This is a genomic window from Isoalcanivorax indicus (assembly GCF_003259185.1).
GTDB lineage: Bacteria > Pseudomonadota > Gammaproteobacteria > Pseudomonadales > Alcanivoracaceae > Isoalcanivorax > Isoalcanivorax indicus.
The window spans coordinates 2,411,088-2,428,259 of the sequence record NZ_QGMP01000001.1; the positions used below are offsets into that span (position 1 = coordinate 2,411,088).

Annotated in this window: 15 protein-coding genes; all 15 read right to left on the bottom strand. The window is 64.0% G+C overall.

Annotated elements, in window-relative coordinates; genetic code table 11:
- Positions 1 to 138: 138 nt before the first annotated feature.
- Positions 139 to 1,302: a cell division protein FtsZ gene (gene ftsZ, locus DKW65_RS10875; RefSeq protein WP_111657267.1), complete on the bottom strand. Its 1,164-nt coding sequence runs from the start codon at positions 1,300 to 1,302 to the stop codon at positions 139 to 141.
- 73 nt (positions 1,303 to 1,375) lie between these two features.
- Entirely contained in the window at positions 1,376 to 2,614 is a 1,239-nt protein-coding gene (ftsA, locus tag DKW65_RS10880) for a cell division protein FtsA (RefSeq protein WP_111657268.1), read from the bottom strand.
- 4 nt (positions 2,615 to 2,618) lie between these two features.
- On the bottom strand, positions 2,619 to 3,461 hold the full coding sequence (locus tag DKW65_RS10885) for a cell division protein FtsQ/DivIB (RefSeq protein WP_162925815.1): 843 nt from the start codon (positions 3,459 to 3,461) through the stop codon (positions 2,619 to 2,621).
- Entirely contained in the window at positions 3,433 to 4,386 is a 954-nt protein-coding gene (locus tag DKW65_RS10890) for a D-alanine--D-alanine ligase (RefSeq protein WP_111657623.1), read from the bottom strand. Before DKW65_RS10890 ends, DKW65_RS10885 begins: the two co-directional genes overlap by 29 nt.
- Positions 4,387 to 4,397: 11 nt before the next feature.
- The gene (gene murC, locus DKW65_RS10895) at positions 4,398 to 5,810 is read right to left on the bottom strand and encodes a UDP-N-acetylmuramate--L-alanine ligase (protein ID WP_111657270.1); all 1,413 of its coding nucleotides are present in this window, start codon (positions 5,808 to 5,810) and stop codon (positions 4,398 to 4,400) included.
- Positions 5,811 to 5,832: 22 nt separating this feature from the next.
- Entirely contained in the window at positions 5,833 to 6,918 is a 1,086-nt protein-coding gene (murG, locus tag DKW65_RS10900; protein WP_111657271.1) for an undecaprenyldiphospho-muramoylpentapeptide beta-N-acetylglucosaminyltransferase, read from the bottom strand.
- Positions 6,915 to 8,078, bottom strand: a complete 1,164-nt coding sequence (gene ftsW, locus DKW65_RS10905) for a putative lipid II flippase FtsW (protein WP_111657624.1) — start codon at positions 8,076 to 8,078, stop codon at positions 6,915 to 6,917. Before ftsW ends, murG begins: the two co-directional genes overlap by 4 nt.
- On the bottom strand, positions 8,078 to 9,415 hold the full coding sequence (gene murD, locus DKW65_RS10910) for a UDP-N-acetylmuramoyl-L-alanine--D-glutamate ligase (RefSeq protein WP_111657272.1): 1,338 nt from the start codon (positions 9,413 to 9,415) through the stop codon (positions 8,078 to 8,080). The genes ftsW and murD overlap by 1 nt, the downstream gene beginning before the upstream one ends.
- Before the next feature lie 9 nt (positions 9,416 to 9,424).
- Positions 9,425 to 10,507, bottom strand: a complete 1,083-nt coding sequence (gene mraY / locus DKW65_RS10915; RefSeq protein WP_111657273.1) for a phospho-N-acetylmuramoyl-pentapeptide-transferase — start codon at positions 10,505 to 10,507, stop codon at positions 9,425 to 9,427.
- The gene (locus DKW65_RS10920; RefSeq protein ID WP_245932474.1) at positions 10,507 to 11,874 is read right to left on the bottom strand and encodes a UDP-N-acetylmuramoyl-tripeptide--D-alanyl-D-alanine ligase; all 1,368 of its coding nucleotides are present in this window, start codon (positions 11,872 to 11,874) and stop codon (positions 10,507 to 10,509) included. Before DKW65_RS10920 ends, mraY begins: the two co-directional genes overlap by 1 nt.
- Positions 11,871 to 13,367, bottom strand: coding sequence for a UDP-N-acetylmuramoyl-L-alanyl-D-glutamate--2,6-diaminopimelate ligase (locus DKW65_RS10925; protein ID WP_111657275.1), 1,497 nt, complete (start codon positions 13,365 to 13,367; stop codon positions 11,871 to 11,873). Before DKW65_RS10925 ends, DKW65_RS10920 begins: the two co-directional genes overlap by 4 nt.
- A complete protein-coding gene (locus DKW65_RS10930; protein WP_111657276.1) occupies positions 13,364 to 15,118 on the bottom strand; it encodes a peptidoglycan D,D-transpeptidase FtsI family protein in 1,755 nt (584 codons plus the stop codon). The genes DKW65_RS10925 and DKW65_RS10930 overlap by 4 nt, the downstream gene beginning before the upstream one ends.
- Positions 15,115 to 15,399: a cell division protein FtsL gene (gene ftsL, locus DKW65_RS10935; protein ID WP_245932475.1), complete on the bottom strand. Its 285-nt coding sequence runs from the start codon at positions 15,397 to 15,399 to the stop codon at positions 15,115 to 15,117. The genes DKW65_RS10930 and ftsL overlap by 4 nt, the downstream gene beginning before the upstream one ends.
- Entirely contained in the window at positions 15,396 to 16,328 is a 933-nt protein-coding gene (gene rsmH / locus DKW65_RS10940; RefSeq protein ID WP_111657277.1) for a 16S rRNA (cytosine(1402)-N(4))-methyltransferase RsmH, read from the bottom strand. Before rsmH ends, ftsL begins: the two co-directional genes overlap by 4 nt.
- 19 nt (positions 16,329 to 16,347) lie before the next feature.
- Positions 16,348 to 16,797, bottom strand: coding sequence for a division/cell wall cluster transcriptional repressor MraZ (gene mraZ / locus DKW65_RS10945; RefSeq protein ID WP_111657278.1), 450 nt, complete (start codon positions 16,795 to 16,797; stop codon positions 16,348 to 16,350).
- Positions 16,798 to 17,172: the final 375 nt, after the last annotated feature.

A 17,172-nucleotide genomic window follows, 5' to 3' on the forward strand; every position in this document is an offset into this window, starting at 1 on the left:
TAGCATGACCCGCAGTGCCTGCACCATTGGCCTTCGCGCCGCCTGTCGGCCCTCAGACCCCGCCCGGAGGGGCATCCCGGGGCATGACCCTGCCATGCCCGCCGGAAACCGACCGGTAACGGTGTCCGCGTGGGCCGGTCAGTCGGCCTGGCGGCGCAGGAAGGTCGGGATATCAATGAAATCCAGATCTTCCGAGGCGTTCACGGCAGCCTGCGCATTGCGGCGCGTCTCGTTCTGCGGCCGTTTGCGACCAAAGGCAGGACGGTCCAGCTCGTCATAGTCCAGACGGCCGTCAGCCCGTACCGGAGTTTGATTGCCCCGCACGACCTTAAGTTCCTGTGCCGCACCACCCAGGCCGGTCGCCACCACGGTCACGGTGAGTTCATCACCCATGTCCGGATCAATGGCGGTACCGATGATCACGTTGGCATCGTCAGAGGCCAGTTCCTGAATCGTGTCACCGACTGCGGTGAATTCCTGCAGCGAGATGGATTCACTGGCGGTGATATTGATCAGGATGCCGCGTGCACCGTGCAGATCCACGTCTTCCAGCAGCGGGCTGGAAATCGCCGCCGTGGCCGCCGCTTCTGCCCGGCCTTCGCCGATGGCGCTGCCGGTACCCATCATGGCCATGCCCATTTCGCTCATCACGGTACGCACGTCCGCAAAGTCGACGTTGATCATGCCCGGTTTGACGATCAGATCGGCAATCCCTTTCACCGCGCCCAGCAGTACATCGTTGGCCGCCTTGAAGGCATCCAGCAGGCTCGTGGAGCCGCCCAGGACCGATTGCAGTTTCTCGTTCGGAATGGTGATCAGGGAATCCACATGCTCACGCAATGCTTCGATACCCTGCTCCGCCACTTTCATGCGCTTGCGGCCTTCGAACGGGAACGGCTTGGTGACGACCGCCACGGTCAGAATGCCCAGTTCGCGCGCCACTTCGGCCACGATCGGTGCCGCACCGGTGCCGGTACCGCCGCCCATGCCTGCGGTGACGAACACCATGTCAGCGCCTTCCAGCAACTCGGCCAGCCGCTCGCGATCTTCGATCGCGGACTGCCGCCCGACATCCGGGTTGGCGCCTGCACCCAGGCCCTTGGTGACCTGATTGCCCAGTTGAATCACCGTGCGTGCTGTCGCATTGCGCAGTGCCTGGGCGTCGGTGTTGGCGCAGATGAACTCCACACCATCAACATTCGAGCGCACCATGTGATCCACAGCGTTACCGCCGCCACCACCTACGCCCACCACTTTGATTACCGCGCCATGCGGTACGCTGTCTTCCAGTTTGAATTGCATGATCAATCTCCCGATTGTGCTTCCCTGTGTTGTCGAACGTTCCGGTGTCGTCGCCACGCCACCGTAAACCCTGTCAGAAATTGCCCTTGAACCAGCGCCGGAAGCGCTCGATCCAGTCCACGCTGCCGCCACCGGCTTCGTGCCGGGCGGAGCGCCCTTCCTGTTCCATACGCTGCGCATACAGCAGCAGCCCCACGCCGGTGGAATAAATCGGGTTGCGCACCACGTCGGTCAGCCCCGCCACGCCCTGGGGCAGGCCCAGCCGCACCGGCATATGGAAAATCTCTTCCGCCAGATCCACTGCGCCCTCGATCTTCGATGAACCGCCGGTCAGCACGATGCCACCGGGAATCAGGTCCTCGAAGCCGCTGCGGCGCAGCTCGGCCTGAATCAGCGTGAACAGCTCGTCGTAGCGCGGCTCCACCACCTCGGCCAGATTCTGGCGGCTGAGGGTACGCGGCGGGCGATCACCCACCGACGGCACCTTGATGGTTTCGTCAGCCCCGGCCAGCTGGGTCAGCGCGCAGGCATACTTGATCTTGATTTCATCGGCATGTTGCTTCGGTGTGCGCAGCGCCATGGCGATGTCGTTGGTGACCTGATCGCCGGCAATGGGAATGTTCGCCGTATGCCGGATGGCGCCTTCGGTGAAGATCGCGATATCGGTGGTGCCACCGCCGATGTCCACCATGCATACGCCCAGCTCGCGCTCGTCTTCGGTGAGCACGGCATAGCTGGAGGCCAGTTGCTCCAGAATGATGTCGTCCACTTCCAGGCCACAACGGCGCACGCACTTTTCGATGTTCTGCGCCGCATTGACGGCGCACGTCACCAGATGCACCTTGGCTTCCAGGCGCACGCCGCTCATGCCGACCGGCTCGCGCACGCCTTCCTGGTTGTCCACCACGTATTCCTGTGGCAGCACGTGCAGGGTCTTCTGATCCGCCGGAATCGCCACCGCCTGGGCCGCGTCAATCACCCGGTCGATATCGGCATGCAACACTTCGCGGTCACGAATGGCGACAATGCCGTGGCTGTTCAGGCTGCGCACATGGCTGCCGGCAATGCCGACATATACCGAGTGAATCTGGCAACCGGCCATCAACTCCGCCTCTTCCACCGCGCGCTGGATGGAGCGCACCGTGGCCTCGATATCCACCACCACGCCTTTCTTCATGCCGCGCGATGGCTGCGAGCCGATGCCGATCACGTCCATGGTGCCGTCCACGTTTACCTGACCGACAATCGCCACCACTTTCGAGGTGCCGATATCGAGGCCAACGATCATCCGGTCCTGTGCTGAATTCGCCATGGCTTCAGACTCTCTTGTCGCTACGCAGGTTGTTACTGTTTCGGGCTTCATCCGCCCAGGTCACCGCCATGCCATTGGCATAGCGCAGATCCACGCGGGCCAGCTGACGTTCCTCGTCGCTGAGCACGCGTTGATACAGCTGCACAAAACGGCGCAGCTTGGTGGCATATTGCTCGCGATCCACCAGCAGCAGCATGCCGTCTTCTAGTTCCACTTCTGCACCCAACCGGGCATCCACGCGCATGTGGCGAATGTTCATGTCCACCTGCGCCAGAATGCGGCTCATGCTGTGGTAATAACTCATCACATCCTCCAGCCGCGCGGCCGGGCCATTAAGACGCGGCAGGGCTTCGATGTTGTACTTGGCCAGCGCGTGAAAGGTTTCACCGCTGCTGGCCACCAGCACTTCGTCATTCCAGATCGCCACCGGCACCCGCTCGGTGACTTTCAATATCAGTTGATCCGGCCACTGGCGTCGCACTTCTGCATCGTCCACCCAGGCCAGGGCGCTCACTTCCTGATGCAACGCCTGCAACGGCACCGAGAAAAAGTTCTCGTCGCGCACCAGCGCCGCCAGGGCCAGCTGCACTTCCTGTTGCCGACGTTCGTCCTGCACGCCTTCTACCCGCACCTGCTCCAGCGGATACTGATCCAGCATGCGCGGCAGGTAGATCAGGCCGGTCATCACCGCCAGCAAGGCCACACTGGCCAGCAGCCAGGGCAGTGCCCGTGTCACCCGCACCGCCAGTGGCACCGTGGGTGCCTTGCGCTCACGCCGCGCCTTCGGGGCGGGTTTGCGCACCGCGCCCTGAACGCGCTCACGCCGGGCCACGGGCGTCCTCTCCATCCTGGGCAGCACCCGGCAATCCGGCCATCAGCAGAATGCGCGCCACCAGTTCATCAAACGCCATGCCTGCTGCCTTGGCGGCCATCGGTACCAGCGAGTGATCGGTCATGCCGGGCACGGTGTTGATTTCCAGCAACTGGAACTGGCCCTGGGCATCCTGCATCACATCCACCCGCCCCCAACCACTGGCTCCCACGGTGCGGAAGGCCCGCAGTGCCAGCGCCCGCAAACGGGTTTCTTCTGTCTCATCCAGACCACAGGGGCACAGGTAGCGTGTGGTATTGCTGCGATACTTGGCTTCGAAATCATAAAAACTGTTCGGCGTCTCCAGGCGAATGGCAGGCAAGGCCTCATCACCCAGGATCGCCACGGTAAATTCCGGCCCCTGCACCCATTGCTCCACCAGCACCTCGGCGTCATAGCGGCGCGCTTCGGTCACGGCTGCGGCCAACTCGGCACTGGTGTTCACCTTGCGCATACCGATGGATGACCCTTCACGAGCCGGTTTCACCATCAACGGGAAACCCAGTGCCAGTTCGTCTTGCCCGGCCACATAAAAACCCGGCGTCGGCAGACCGGCGCCAGCCCACAACAGCTTGGTGCGCACCTTGTCCATGCCAATGCCCGACGCCATCACACCGCTGCCGGTGTAGGGCACTTCAAGATGTTCCAGCACACCCTGGATAACGCCGTCTTCACCGCCGCGACCGTGCAGCGCAATAAAGACACGCTCAAAACCGGCCAGGGTATCCACAGACACTTCCGCCGGATCCACCAGCTCGGCAATCACGCCGAAACCGCGCAGCGCAGCATGGACGGCGCGACCGCTTTTCAGCGAGATCTCGCGTTCCGCCGAGCGCCCGCCCGCCAGCACGGCAACCCGGCCGACACGGGCCAGCGCCTTTTTCAACTGGTTACGGTCCACACTCATATCGCTCACGTTCTGACTCCTGCACTGGCCAACTGCCGGGCAATGGCACCGACATTACCGGCACCCTGAGTGACCAGCAGATCACCATCGCGCAACAGTTTCTCCAGAATGCCCGGCAACTTGTCCGGGTCTTCCACAAACACCGGCTCCACTTGACCACGCTGGCGGATACTGCGGCACAACGCGCGGGCATCGGCACCGGGAATCGGTTCTTCCCCTGCGGCGTAGACATCCAGCATCAGCAGTACATCCACACCGGACAGGGTTTCCACAAAATCTTCATAGAGATCACGGGTCCGCGTGTAACGATGCGGCTGGAACAACATCACCAGACGCTTTTCCGGCCAGCCTTCGCGAATTGCATCAATCGTGACTTTCACTTCGCGCGGGTGATGGCCATAGTCATCCACCAGCATCGCGGTGCCATCCGGGCAGGTGTAATCACCCAGCACATCGAAACGGCGGCCCACGCCCGTAAACTGCTCGAGCCCACGCACGATGGCGTCATCACTGGCGCCCTCGTCCGCCGCCACCGCGATGGCGGCCAGGGCGTTCTGCACGTTATGACGGCCTGGCAGATTCAGGCGGATATCCAGATCGCGCGAGCCCTGACGCAGCACCCGGAAATGCGTGGTCATGCCCGTCTGGCTGATCACCTGGGCGCGGATATCGGCATCAATGCTGAAGCCGTAGCGGATCACCTGACGGTTCACGCGCGGCAGCAGTTTGCGCACCACCGGATCATCCACACACATCACCGCGATGCCGTAGAAAGGCAGGTTGTGCAGGAACTCCACAAAGGTGTTTTCCAGTCGGGAAAAATCACCGCCATAGGTGTGCATGTGATCGGCATCGATATTGGTGACCACCGCCACCATCGGTTGCAGATGCAGGAAGGAAGCGTCTGACTCGTCCGCTTCAGCCACCAGAAAGCGGCTCTGCCCAAGGCGTGCATTGGTGCCCGCGCTGTTCAGACGGCCACCGATCACAAAGGTCGGATCCATACCGGCCTCGGCCATCATCGCGGCGATCATCGAGGTGGTCGTGGTCTTGCCATGGGTGCCGGCCACAGCGATGCCGTGACGGAAGCGCATCAGCTCCGCCAGCATCTCGGCACGCGGCACCACCGGCACCCGCGCATTGTGGGCGGCCACAACTTCTTCGTTATCCGTGCTGACCGCCGTGGAGGTCACCACCACGTCCACGTTGGCGACATTGGCAGCCCGATGACCGATATCCACCCGCACGCCCAGTTCACGCAGACGCGCCACCACAGGCGACTCACGCAGGTCCGATCCACTGACCTCGTAACCCTGGTTCTGCAGCACTTCGGCAATACCGCACATGCCTGCACCGCCGATGCCAACAAAATGAATCCGGCGAATACGGCGCATTTCCGGCACGGCGTGCTGTGTCATCGCTGTTGTGTTGCGGGATGTCTCAGCCACGCAGCACCTCCTCACAAATATCGGCCACATGCGTGGCGCTGTCGGTATGGGCCAGGGCGCGCGCCTGCACGGCCATCGTCGCCAGGCGAGCCCGGTCAATGGCCCCTTCGGCCATGACGGGGCGCAGACGTTCCGCCAGGGCGGCGGCATTGAGCTGCTGTTGCTCCAGCACCAGCGCAGCGCCCTGCCCGGCCAGCCATTCGGCGTTATGCCGCTGGTGATCGTCCACAGCCGTCGGCAGAGGCACGAACAGGGCAGCCACCCCGGCAGCCGCGACTTCCGCCACCGTCAGGGCGCCAGCCCGGCAGATCACCAGATCCGCCCAGGCATAGGCCGCAGCCATGTCATCAATAAACTCGTCCACCGCGGCTTCCAGTGCGGCGGAGGCGTAAGCGCCAGCGGCTTCGTCGCGGCGACCGCGCCCGGCCTGATGGCGTATCACCGCCGGCTGCGCCTGCAGCAACCGCGCCAGCGCCGCTGGCAAGGCTCTGTTCAGGGCAAGCGCCCCCTGGCTGCCGCCCAGCACCAGGATGCGCAAGGCACCATCCCGTTCGGCGTAACGCTGTGCCGGATCAGGCAAGCTCACGATCACGTTGCGTACCGGATTACCCACCGCCCGCGCGCGCCCGCCGAAGGCGCCGGAAAAACCTTCCAGTGTCTGGTTCGCCAACCGGGCCAGCACCCGGTTGGTCAGGCCCGGAATGGCATTCTGTTCGTGCACCACCAACGGCACGCCCGAGAGCCGCGCCGCCAGACCGCCCGGGCCGCTGGCAAAACCACCGAAGCCCACGGCCAGCACGGCCGACGTGCCGCGCAGGACACGCCGGGCCGCCAGCACCGCGCGCAACAGCAGGAAGGGCGCCTGCAGCTTCCGCCACACTCCGCCGCCACGTACGCCGCGCACCTTCAAGGCGTGCAACGGATAACCCGCTGCGGGGACAAGACGGTTCTCGATACCGCCCTGCGCACCCAGCCAGGCAATGTCATAGCCGCGTTCGCGCAGGACATCGGCCACGGCCAGCGCCGGAAATACATGTCCGCCGGTCCCGCCGGCCATCATCAGGACAGTGCCGCTCATGTGCGCACCCTCCCGCGTTCCCGCTCTTCGTATCCTTTCAACTCGGTACCAGCACGCAGCACCAGCGCAATCATCACTGCCGAAATCAGCAGGCTGCTGCCGCCATAGCTCACGAAAGGCAAGGTCAGCCCCTTGGTGGGCAACAGGCCCATGTTCACGCCCAGATTGATCAGCACCTGAGTGCTGAACACCAGCGCAATGCCGTACACCAGCTGCGCATGGAACTGCCAGCCACGGGCTTCCAGGCGACCACCGAGCAGGAAAATGCGCGCAATCAGCAGGGCGAAAGCGGCAATCATCAACAGGTTACCCAGCAGGCCCAGCTCTTCGGCCAGCACGGCATAAACGAAATCGGTATGCGCTTCCGGCAGGTAGAACAGCTTCTGCACACTGTTGCCCAGGCCCACGCCCATCCAGTGGCCACGCCCGAACGCGATCAGGCTCTGGGTCAACTGATAGCCGCTACCAAACTGATCGGCCCAGGGGTCCATGAAGGACATCAACCGGGCCACACGGTACGGCTGGGCAAAGGCGACCAGCGCAGCAAGGCCGCTGAGCAACAGCGCCAGCAACAGGAAACGCCGGGTCGGCACGCCGCCGAGAAAGAGCATGCCCATCGCCGCCACACCCATCACCACCACGGCCCCGAAATCCGGTTGCATCAGCAGCAATACCGCCAGCATGCCGAGCACCCCCAGCGGAATCAGGAACGCCTGCCAGGTGGTTTCCAGTGCCTGCTTGCGCACCGCGATATACCCGGCCAGGTACATGACAAAACCGAGTTTGGCGATTTCCGAAGGCTGCACCGTGAAGCCCGCCAGGTTGAGCCAGCGCAGCGAGCCATTGACCTCACGGCCCAGACCGGGAATGAACAGCATCAGCAACACGGCGATGGACGCCGGCAACGCCAGCACCCGCAGTTTTTCCAGCCAGGCCATCGACACCAGCATGTACACCGCAGCGCCCAGCGCCAGACCCATGCCCAGATAGACGCCGTGACGCAACGCGTAATAGAAAGGCTGGCCAAGCCGCAGCTCCGCGATCTGCAACGACGCTGACGCCACCATGACCAGACCGAGCAGCGACAGCCCCAGGGCGGCGCTCAGCAGTGGCAGGTCGATGCGTTGCAGCGACGGACGCAGCATGGTCAGGGCAGGCATCATGATTCACCTCCCCGCTGATCCAGCGCCCGCACCTGGTGCATGAATTCATCACCACGGGCCACGTAGCCGCTGAACATGTCGAAGCTGGCACAGGCAGGCGACAGCAATACGGCATCACCGGGCTGAGCCATCGCCGCAGCACGCTGCACTGCCGCCTGCATGTCCGTCACCCGCTCGCAGGGCACGCGACTCAGTGCCACCGCCAGCCGCTCGGCATCCTGGCCCAGCAACAGAGCGGCGCGCACATGCTGCTGCGCGGGCACGGCCAGAGGTGAGAAATCCTGGCCCTTGCCCTGGCCGCCCGCGATCAGAATGATCTTGCCGTCGATGGCCGGCCCGGTGCCCGCCAGAGCCGCCAGGGTGGCCCCCACGTTGGTGCCTTTCGAATCGTTGAACCACTGCACCCCGTGGCGCTCCGCCACCAGTTGGCAACGATGCGGCAAACCGGGGAAACGCGCCGCAGCGGCCAGCGCCTGTTCACGCGGCAAGCCCAACGCTTCCGCCATGGCCAGCGCCGCCAGCACATTGAGCACGTTATGGTGGCCACGCATGGCCAGTTGCGATGTGGGCAACAGGTCCTCGCCACGGCATTGCAGTACCTGCCGCGCGCTGTCCAGCCGGTAGTCCGCCTGGGCATGCTGACCGAAAGTAATTTCACGCGGCACCTGGCGCTGCGGCCGGGTCACCTCGTCGTCACGGTTCCACACTGCGACTTCACAACCGTCATAGATGCGCTGCTTGGCGGCGATGTAATCGGCCAGGCTGTGATAACGGTCCATATGATCTTCGGACACATTGAGAATGACAGCGGCCTGGGCATCGAGGCTGTACGTGGTTTCCAGCTGGAAACTGGACAGCTCCAGCACGTAAAGCTGCGCGTCCGCTTCCAGCAACTCCAGCGCCGGGGTGCCCAGGTTGCCACCGATCAGCGATTGCCGCCCTGCCGCCAGCGCCATCTCACCCAGCAGGGTGGTCACCGTGCTCTTGGCGTTGGAGCCGGTAATCGCCGCCACCGGCACACTGGCGGCGCGGGCGAACAGTTCGATATCACCAATCACTTCCTTGCCGCTGGCCACATGGCGCGCAATCTCCGGCGTCGAGACTGCAATGCCCGGACTGACGATCAGACGGCGGGCATCACGCAGCCACTCCTCGCGGTAGCCCCCCAGGTGCAGCGGCACGTCCGCAAAACGCGCACGCCAGGCATCCAGCCCCGGCGGCTGGGCACGCGTATCCAGCGCACGCACCGGCATCCCGCGTTCTGCCAGATAGCGAACACAGGATTGTCCGGTGATGCCCAGACCGATGACCAGATCGAACGCGTCGTTACTCATCGCCTCGCCTTAACGGATTTTCAGGGTCGCCAGACCCACCAGTACAAGAATCACGGTAATCACCCAGAACCGGACAATGATCTTGGGCTCCGGCCAACCCTTGAGCTCGAAATGATGATGAATTGGTGCCATGCGGAAGATGCGCCGCCCGGTGAGCTTGAACGAGGCCACCTGCAACATCACCGACACGGTTTCCATCACGAACACACCGCCCATGATGAACAGCACGATTTCCTGCCGAACGATGACCGCCATGACACCCAGCACGGCGCCGAGCGCCAGTGCGCCGACATCGCCCATGAACACCTGGGCGGGATAGGCGTTGAACCACAGGAAGCCGAGCCCGGCACCGCAGATCGCAGCACAGATCACCACCAGTTCACCGCTACCGGCCACAAAGGGGATATGCAGGTAGTTGGCAAATTGCGCGTGACCGCTGAGGTAAGCGAACACGCCCAGCGCCCCGGCCACCAGCACCGTCGGCATGATCGCCAACCCGTCCAGGCCATCCGTCAGGTTGACCGCATTGCTGGTGCCGTTGATGACGAAATAGGTCAGCACCAGATAGAACAGCCCGAGGTTGATGGCGACATCCTTGAAGAACGGCACGATCAGTTGCGTTTCCACCGGTGACTGCGCGGTAAAATACAAGGCACAGGCCGCCGCAATGGCACCGATCGACTGCCAGAAATATTTCCAGCGTCCGGGCAGGCCGCGCGGATTCTTTTCCACCACCTTGCGCCAGTCATCCACCCAGCCCACCGCGCCGAATACAAACAGCACACCCAGCGTGATCCAGACGAAGCGATTGGTCAGATCCGCCCACAGCAAGGTCGCCAGCACAATCGCCACCAGAATCAGCGCACCGCCCATGGTGGGCGTGCCCGCCTTGCTCAGATGGCTCTTCGGGCCATCGTCACGAATCGCCTGGCCCACCTGATACTGGCGCAGCTTGCGAATCATCGTCGGCCCGACCATGAAGCACACGATCAGCGCCGTCAGCACGCTGAGAATCGCGCGCAGTGTCTGGTATTGCACCACCAGAAAACCCGGGTGTACCTGCCCCAGTCGTTCAGCCAGCCATAACAGCATCAGTGAGCCCCCCCCATTGCACGTCCCCCGTCCCGCAGCGATGCCACCACGGCATCCATGCCAGCACTGCGCGAGCCTTTGACGAGCACGGTACCGCCCTCATCCAGTATCGACTGCGCTTCCCGCGCCGCCGCATCGTGTGTGTCGACCTGCTGCGCGCCAACACCGAATGCCGCCACGGTGTGCGCCGTCAGCGCGCCGTAGCAAACCAGTTTTTCTATGCCGGCTTCGCGGGCGGCCTGGCCCAGCGAGGCATGGATGTCTGCGGCCTGAGGACCGAGTTCCGCCAGCGCACCCAGCACCAGCATGCGGGGCCCAGGCGATGCCGCCAGCAGTTCGATCGCCACACGCACCGACCCGGGGTTGGCGTTGTAGCTGTCATCGATCAACAAGCCGTTGCCGCAGGCCATCCGGTTGACCCGCCCGGGCACCGGCTTGAGCAGTGCCAGACGCTGGATGGCCACGGCCAGCGAGACGCCACTGGCCAGTGCCGCCGCCAGCGCCTGCAAGGCATTACTGACCTGATGCCGCCCCGGCAGTGGCACCAGCACCGGCCACTGTTCGCCGGCGTGGCTCAGCGTGAAGCGAACCTGGTCCGCCCCCGCCTGAATATCGGTGGCCAGCAGATCAGCGCCTTCCACCTGGCCAGTCCGCAGCAACTGCAACCCGGCCTGCCGGGCCTGCGCCGCAAAGAAATCAGCAAAGCTGTCATCCAGATTGATGATGGCGGTGCCGCCCCGGGCCATGCCGGCAAACAGTTCCGCCTTCGCCTCGGCAATGCCCTGGAGCGTGCCGAAGCCTTCCAGGTGCGCGCCAGTCACATTGGTAATCAGGCCGACCTGTGCCTTCACCAGCTGGCTGGTCCAGGCAATTTCGCCCGGCGCATTGGCACCGAGTTCGAATACGCCATAACGATGCTGGTCATCAATCGACAACAATGTCAGCGGCACACCAATGTCGTTGTTCAGATTGCCGCGTGTGGCCAGCGTCTGTTCGCCCAGCATTACGGCAATCATTTCCTTGACGGTGGTCTTGCCCGCGTTACCGGTCACGGCCACCCGGCGCAGGGCAAAACGATCAGCCCAGCCGGCGGCCAGTTCACCCAGCGCGCGGCGGCTGTCGGTCACCTGCACGTAATCGGCAAACGCCGTGGTCGGACGTTCCACCACAGCGGCCAGCGCACCGGCAAGACGCGCTTGCTCCAGATAATCGTGGGCATCGAAACGCTCGCCGCGCAGGGCCACAAACAGATCGCCCTCCTGCAGGTTGCGGGTGTCCGTACTCACCCGGGTTACCGGGCGGTCTGCACCCACCCGGTGTCCCCGGGTCAGGGTAGCGATATCACTGAGCATGAAAGGCGCGCTCATGGGGCCGTCCTCGCGGTCAGGGCCGTGCGCGCCAGCGCACGGTCATCCAGGGGATAGCGCTGACCGCGAATCTCCTGATACGTTTCATGCCCCTTGCCCGCGATCAATACGAGATCGCCGATATCGGCGGCGTTGATCGCCGCCGTGATGGCCTCGCGCCGATCACTGATGACCCACGCCTGGTCGGCCGCAGCCAGCCCCGCACGCATTTCCGCCAGAATTGCCTCGGGTTCTTCAAAACGCGGGTTGTCGCTGGTCAGTACCACCTGGTCCGCCAGCGCCTCTGCCACCGCAGCCATCTGCGGTCGCTTGCCACGGTCACGGTCGCCACCGCAACCGATCACGCAGAACAGACGGCCTGCAGGGAAATGCACCCGGGCGGCCTGCAAGGCTTTTTCCAGACCGTCCGGCGTGTGCGCGTAATCCACCAGCACGCGCGGAGCCTGCATCGAGCCCACCGGCATCGGGTCGGCCTGCACCGGCTCCATGCGGCCCGGCACCGGCGTCACCGCATTCATCCCTGCGCTGATCTGCGCTGCATCCAGACCCAGCGCATGCAGCACACCCGCCACCGCCATCAGATTGTCGCGATTGAACGCGCCGTACAGCGGCCGGGCCACTTCCACACGCTCGCCCGCCACCTGCAGGCTCAACCGCATGCCGGCTTCATCCGCATCGAAGGCGCTGCACTGGACGGTGGCGTCGGCGGCCTGGCCGCAGGTCACGGCATTGACCTGCGCGGGCAGCAGCGCCAGCATGCGCCGGCCCGCCGCGTCATCGATATTGATCACGGCGTGGCGCAAGGATGGCAGGGCAAACAGCTTGGCCTTGGCATCGAAATAAGCCGCTTCACTCCCGTGGTAATCCAGATGGTCGCGGCTCAGGTTGGTAAACACCGCCACCGCCACCGGCGTGCCGTTCAGGCGCCCCTGATCCAGCGCGTGCGAAGACACTTCCATGACCAGTTGCTGTGCGCCGGCATCGCGGCAACGCGCCAATGCTGCCTGCAGGCTGACGGGGTCCGGGGTGGTGTGGCCCAGATCTTCACTGATATCGGCAAAGCGCACGCCCAGGGTGCCGATCAGCGCGCAGGGCAAGCCCGCAGCGTTCAGGGCATCGGCGAGGAACCAGGTGGTGCTGGTCTTGCCGTTGGTGCCGGTCACGCCGGTAATCGACAATGCCTGGCCGGGCTCACCGTGCAGGCGCGCGGCGATCACACCCAGATGCTGGCGCAGCGCAGGCACGCCGATCACCGGCACACCGGCTTCCTCGCCCAGATCCGCGTCGTCGTGCTCCGCCAGCACCAGTGCCGCTCCGGCAGCAATGGCATCGCGAATGAACGTGCGCCCATCGCGGGCATGACCGGCCAGCGCCACGAAAGTGTCGCCGCGCTGTACCCGGCGGCTGTCCAGACACAGCGCATTAACCGGCAACGCTGCCAGCGGGGTGGGCAGCGTGCGTTCGGGGAGCAGTTGTTGCAGAGGCAGGCTCATATGCGGCCCTCCTCTTTGCCGACACCGGCGTAGATCGCCGGTGGCGGTGACGTGTCCGGTGGCTCGATATCCAGCGTGCGCAATACGCCGGCCATGATGTTGGAAAAGACCGGCGCCGCCACCAGGCCGCCGAAGTAATCCCGGCCACGGGGGTCGTCCACAATCACCACGGTCACGATGCGCGGATCTTCTGCCGGTGCGACACCGGCAAACAACGCGACATAACGATCATCGGCGTAACCACTGGGCAACAGCTTGTGCACGGTGCCGGTCTTGCCGGCCACCCGATAGCCGGGCACCTTGGCACGTCGCGCTGTGCCCTCTTCCGACACCACGGTTTCCAGCATGTCGACAATGGCGCGGGCGTAGACCGGGCTGATCACCTGCTCGGCAAAGCGGTTTTCTGCCTCGGCATAATCCGCATTGACCCGCTCCAGCGAGACCGGCAACCGGCGCCCGTCGTTGGCCAGTACGGCGTAGGCACGGGCCAGCTGCAGCGCGGTAACCGACACACCATAGCCGTAAGACAGCGATGCCTTTTCGATATCCCGCCAGCGATGACGGATCGGCAGCATGCCCGCGCTCTCACCGGGGAAACGCACGCCGGAGTGAATACCCAGACCCACCCGCTCCAGGAAACCGGGCAGCGCCTGGTCATCCATGTCCAGCGCCAGCTTGGTGGTACCCACGTTGGAGGATTTGGTCAGCACGGTGGCCACGTCGATCACACCGTAGTTGCGATGATCGCGAATCGTCTTGTTGGCCACACGCATGGTGCCGGGGCGGGTATCGATCTGCGTCGCCGGGGTGACCAGGCCACTTTCCAGGGCCGCCGCCACAGTGAAGGGCTTGACGGTGGAACCCGGCTCGAACACATCCGTGACCGCACGGTTACGCAACGCCGCCGTGTTGACGCCGCTGCGATTGTTCGGGTTGTAGGAGGGCTGATTGACCATCGCCAGCACTTCGCCGGTGCGCGCATCCAGCACCACGGCGCTGCCGGCGGCCGCGCGATGGCGATTCACCGCCGACAACAACTCGCGGTACGCCAGGTATTGCAGGCGCAGATCAATGCTCAGGTAAACGTCTTCACCGGAGTGCGGCTCGTCCAGCACTTCGATGTCCTGAATCACACGACCGTGCAGATCACGCACGACTTTCTTGCGCCCCGGTGTGGCGCGCAAGCGGCTCTCCATCGCCAGCTCGATCCCTTCCTGGCCCACTTCATCAATGTTGGTGAAGCCGACAAGATGGCTGGTCACTTCACCGGCCGGATAGTAACGGCGGTACTCGGTCAGCGGATAAATTCCCGGCACCTGCAAGGCCAGCACCTGCTCCGCCTGCTCGGGCGCCAGGTGCCGGGCCAGATAAATGAATTCACGGTGGGCATTGGCTTCCACGCGGCTCGCCAGCATGCTCATGTCGAGCACCGGATTGCCCCGCAGACGGCTCCAGGTTTCGCGTGCAGCCAACACTTCACGCGGATTCGCCCACAGGGTCGTCACCGGTGTGCTCACGGCCAACGGCCGCCCTTCCCGATCACGAATGACACCACGATGCGCCACCAGCGGTTCGATCCGCAGATTGCGCAGGTCGCCCTGGCGCTGCAGGAATTCGTGCTGCCCCACTTGCAGATCCATGGCCCGCCAGCCGAGCAGCAGCGCGCACAGGCCCAACCCCGTCAGGACGACATGAAGTCGCCGGGGGCTGTAGCTCTGCTGTGCCTGCTGAGGCTTGCGCCGTGCTGTCATGGCCGGATTACCACCCGTTGATTGCCGGTCGGTTGCATCATGTTCAACTCCTCACGCGCCAGGCGTTCCACCCGCGCGTAGGAGCCCCAGGTACTCTGTTCCAGGAGCAATTGCCCCCATTCCGTCTGCAGGCGGTACTGCTCGCGCTGCAGTTGTTGCGACTGGGCAGTGAGCTTGCGTGCTTCGTGCACGCTGTAGCTCACTCCCAGGGCCGAGACCACCAGCGCCGCCGTCAATGCCAGATTCAGCAGCACGGTGCCGGGCCGGACGGGCGCGCTCACGCCGCCACCTTTTCTGCCGCGCGCAATACCGCACTGCGGGCACGGGCGTTAACCGCCACTTCCTGTTCACTGGCCAGGCGCGCCTTGCCAAGCAGATGCATGCGTGCCGGCGGCGCCTCCACCGGCAAACCGCGCGGCTGCGGCGTGCGACCTGCGGCATCGCGCATGAACAGCTTCACCAGGCGGTCTTCCAGCGAGTGGAAACTGATCACCGCCAGCCGACCACCCGGCGCCAGGCATTCAAGCGCCTGATCAAGCACCGCTTCCAACGCCGCGAGTTCCTGATTGATATGAATGCGAATCGCCTGGAAGCTGCGCGTAGCCGGGTGTTTGCCCGGTTGGCCGCGGCCCAGTACCGATTCGATCAATGCCGCCAGTTGTCGCGTCGTGGTAATCGGCTGCGCCGAACGTGTTTCGCAGATACGGCGAGCGATGGCGCGTGAACGCCGCTCTTCGCCGTAGCGGTACAGCACATTGGCGATGTCTTCCTGCTCGGCGCGCGCCAGCCAGGCGGCGGCACTTTCGCCAGAGGTGGGGTCCATGCGCATGTCCAGCGGGCCATCGCGCATGAAGCTGAAGCCCCGCGCGGGGTCATCCAGTTGCGGCGACGAGACACCCAGGTCCAGCAGCACGCCGTCCAGGGGACGCCCGATACGCGCCACCACTTCGGCCAGGCAATCGAAGCGCCCGGCATGCATGCTGAAGCGCGCATCCTCTGCGGCCAGCGCCTCGCCCGCCGCCACCGCCAGCGGGTCGCGGTCGATGCCCGCCAGATGCCCGTCGGCAGAGAGCCGGGCCAGCAGGGCGCGGCTGTGTCCGCCGCGACCGAAGGTGCCATCGACATAAAAGCCGTTGGTTCGCGTGGGCAACAACTCCAGCACCTCCTCCAGCATGACCGGCTGGTGTACGTACTGCTCGGCGTGCGTCATGGCGTGGCCTCGATGTGTCTCAAAATGCCAGCTTCTGAACGCTTTCCGGCATGGCCGCATGATCCAGCTGGCCATACTTGTCCTGTTCGGCCTGCCAGGCCGACTCGCTCCAGACTTCGAAGCGATGAATCTGGCCCACCAGCATGGCGCGCTTCTCCAGCCCGACCAGCTCGCGCAATTCCACCGGAATCAGATAACGGCCGTTGCCGTCCATCTCCAGCTCCACGGCCTGGCCGAGGAAACGGCGCTTGAGGTAACGCACGGCGGGGTCGGCATCACTGAGGCTGGCCACCTGGCGGGCAATATCGTTCCACTGCTGTTCGGGGTAGAGGGACAGACAGTTGTCGTAGGGGTGATGCGTGAGCACAGCCCGACCGCCGGCGGCATCCTGCAATGCATCCCGGTGTCTTGTCGGTATGGCCAGACGCCCTTTGGCGTCCAGGTTAAGGGCACTGCGCCCGCTGAACACGATGACTTACCCCGCTGTCGGTTCCATCCACGTTTACCCCCCTGCAACGGGGGCTAAAACCCACTAATTCCCACATTTCTCCACATTGCGACACTCTATGGCCACGGCAATTTCAAAGTCAAGCGGGCGTGAGTGTGGGAATGTAAAAGAAAGCGTTTACGAATCAGTCGGTTAGATGATTATTGCCATGGGTGGGGGGATGTGGGAGCGGGAATGCCCGAACGTTATCAGCGAGGTGGCGTCAGCTTGTGAGAAGTTACATTAACTTTTAGATCAATTGGGAATATAGGGGCGCCAAAATGATGTCATGGTGACATATCAGACCCGCTGGCGGACGGCAGTCCCACAGGGGGGCGCTGCCGCCAGCAGGCGAAC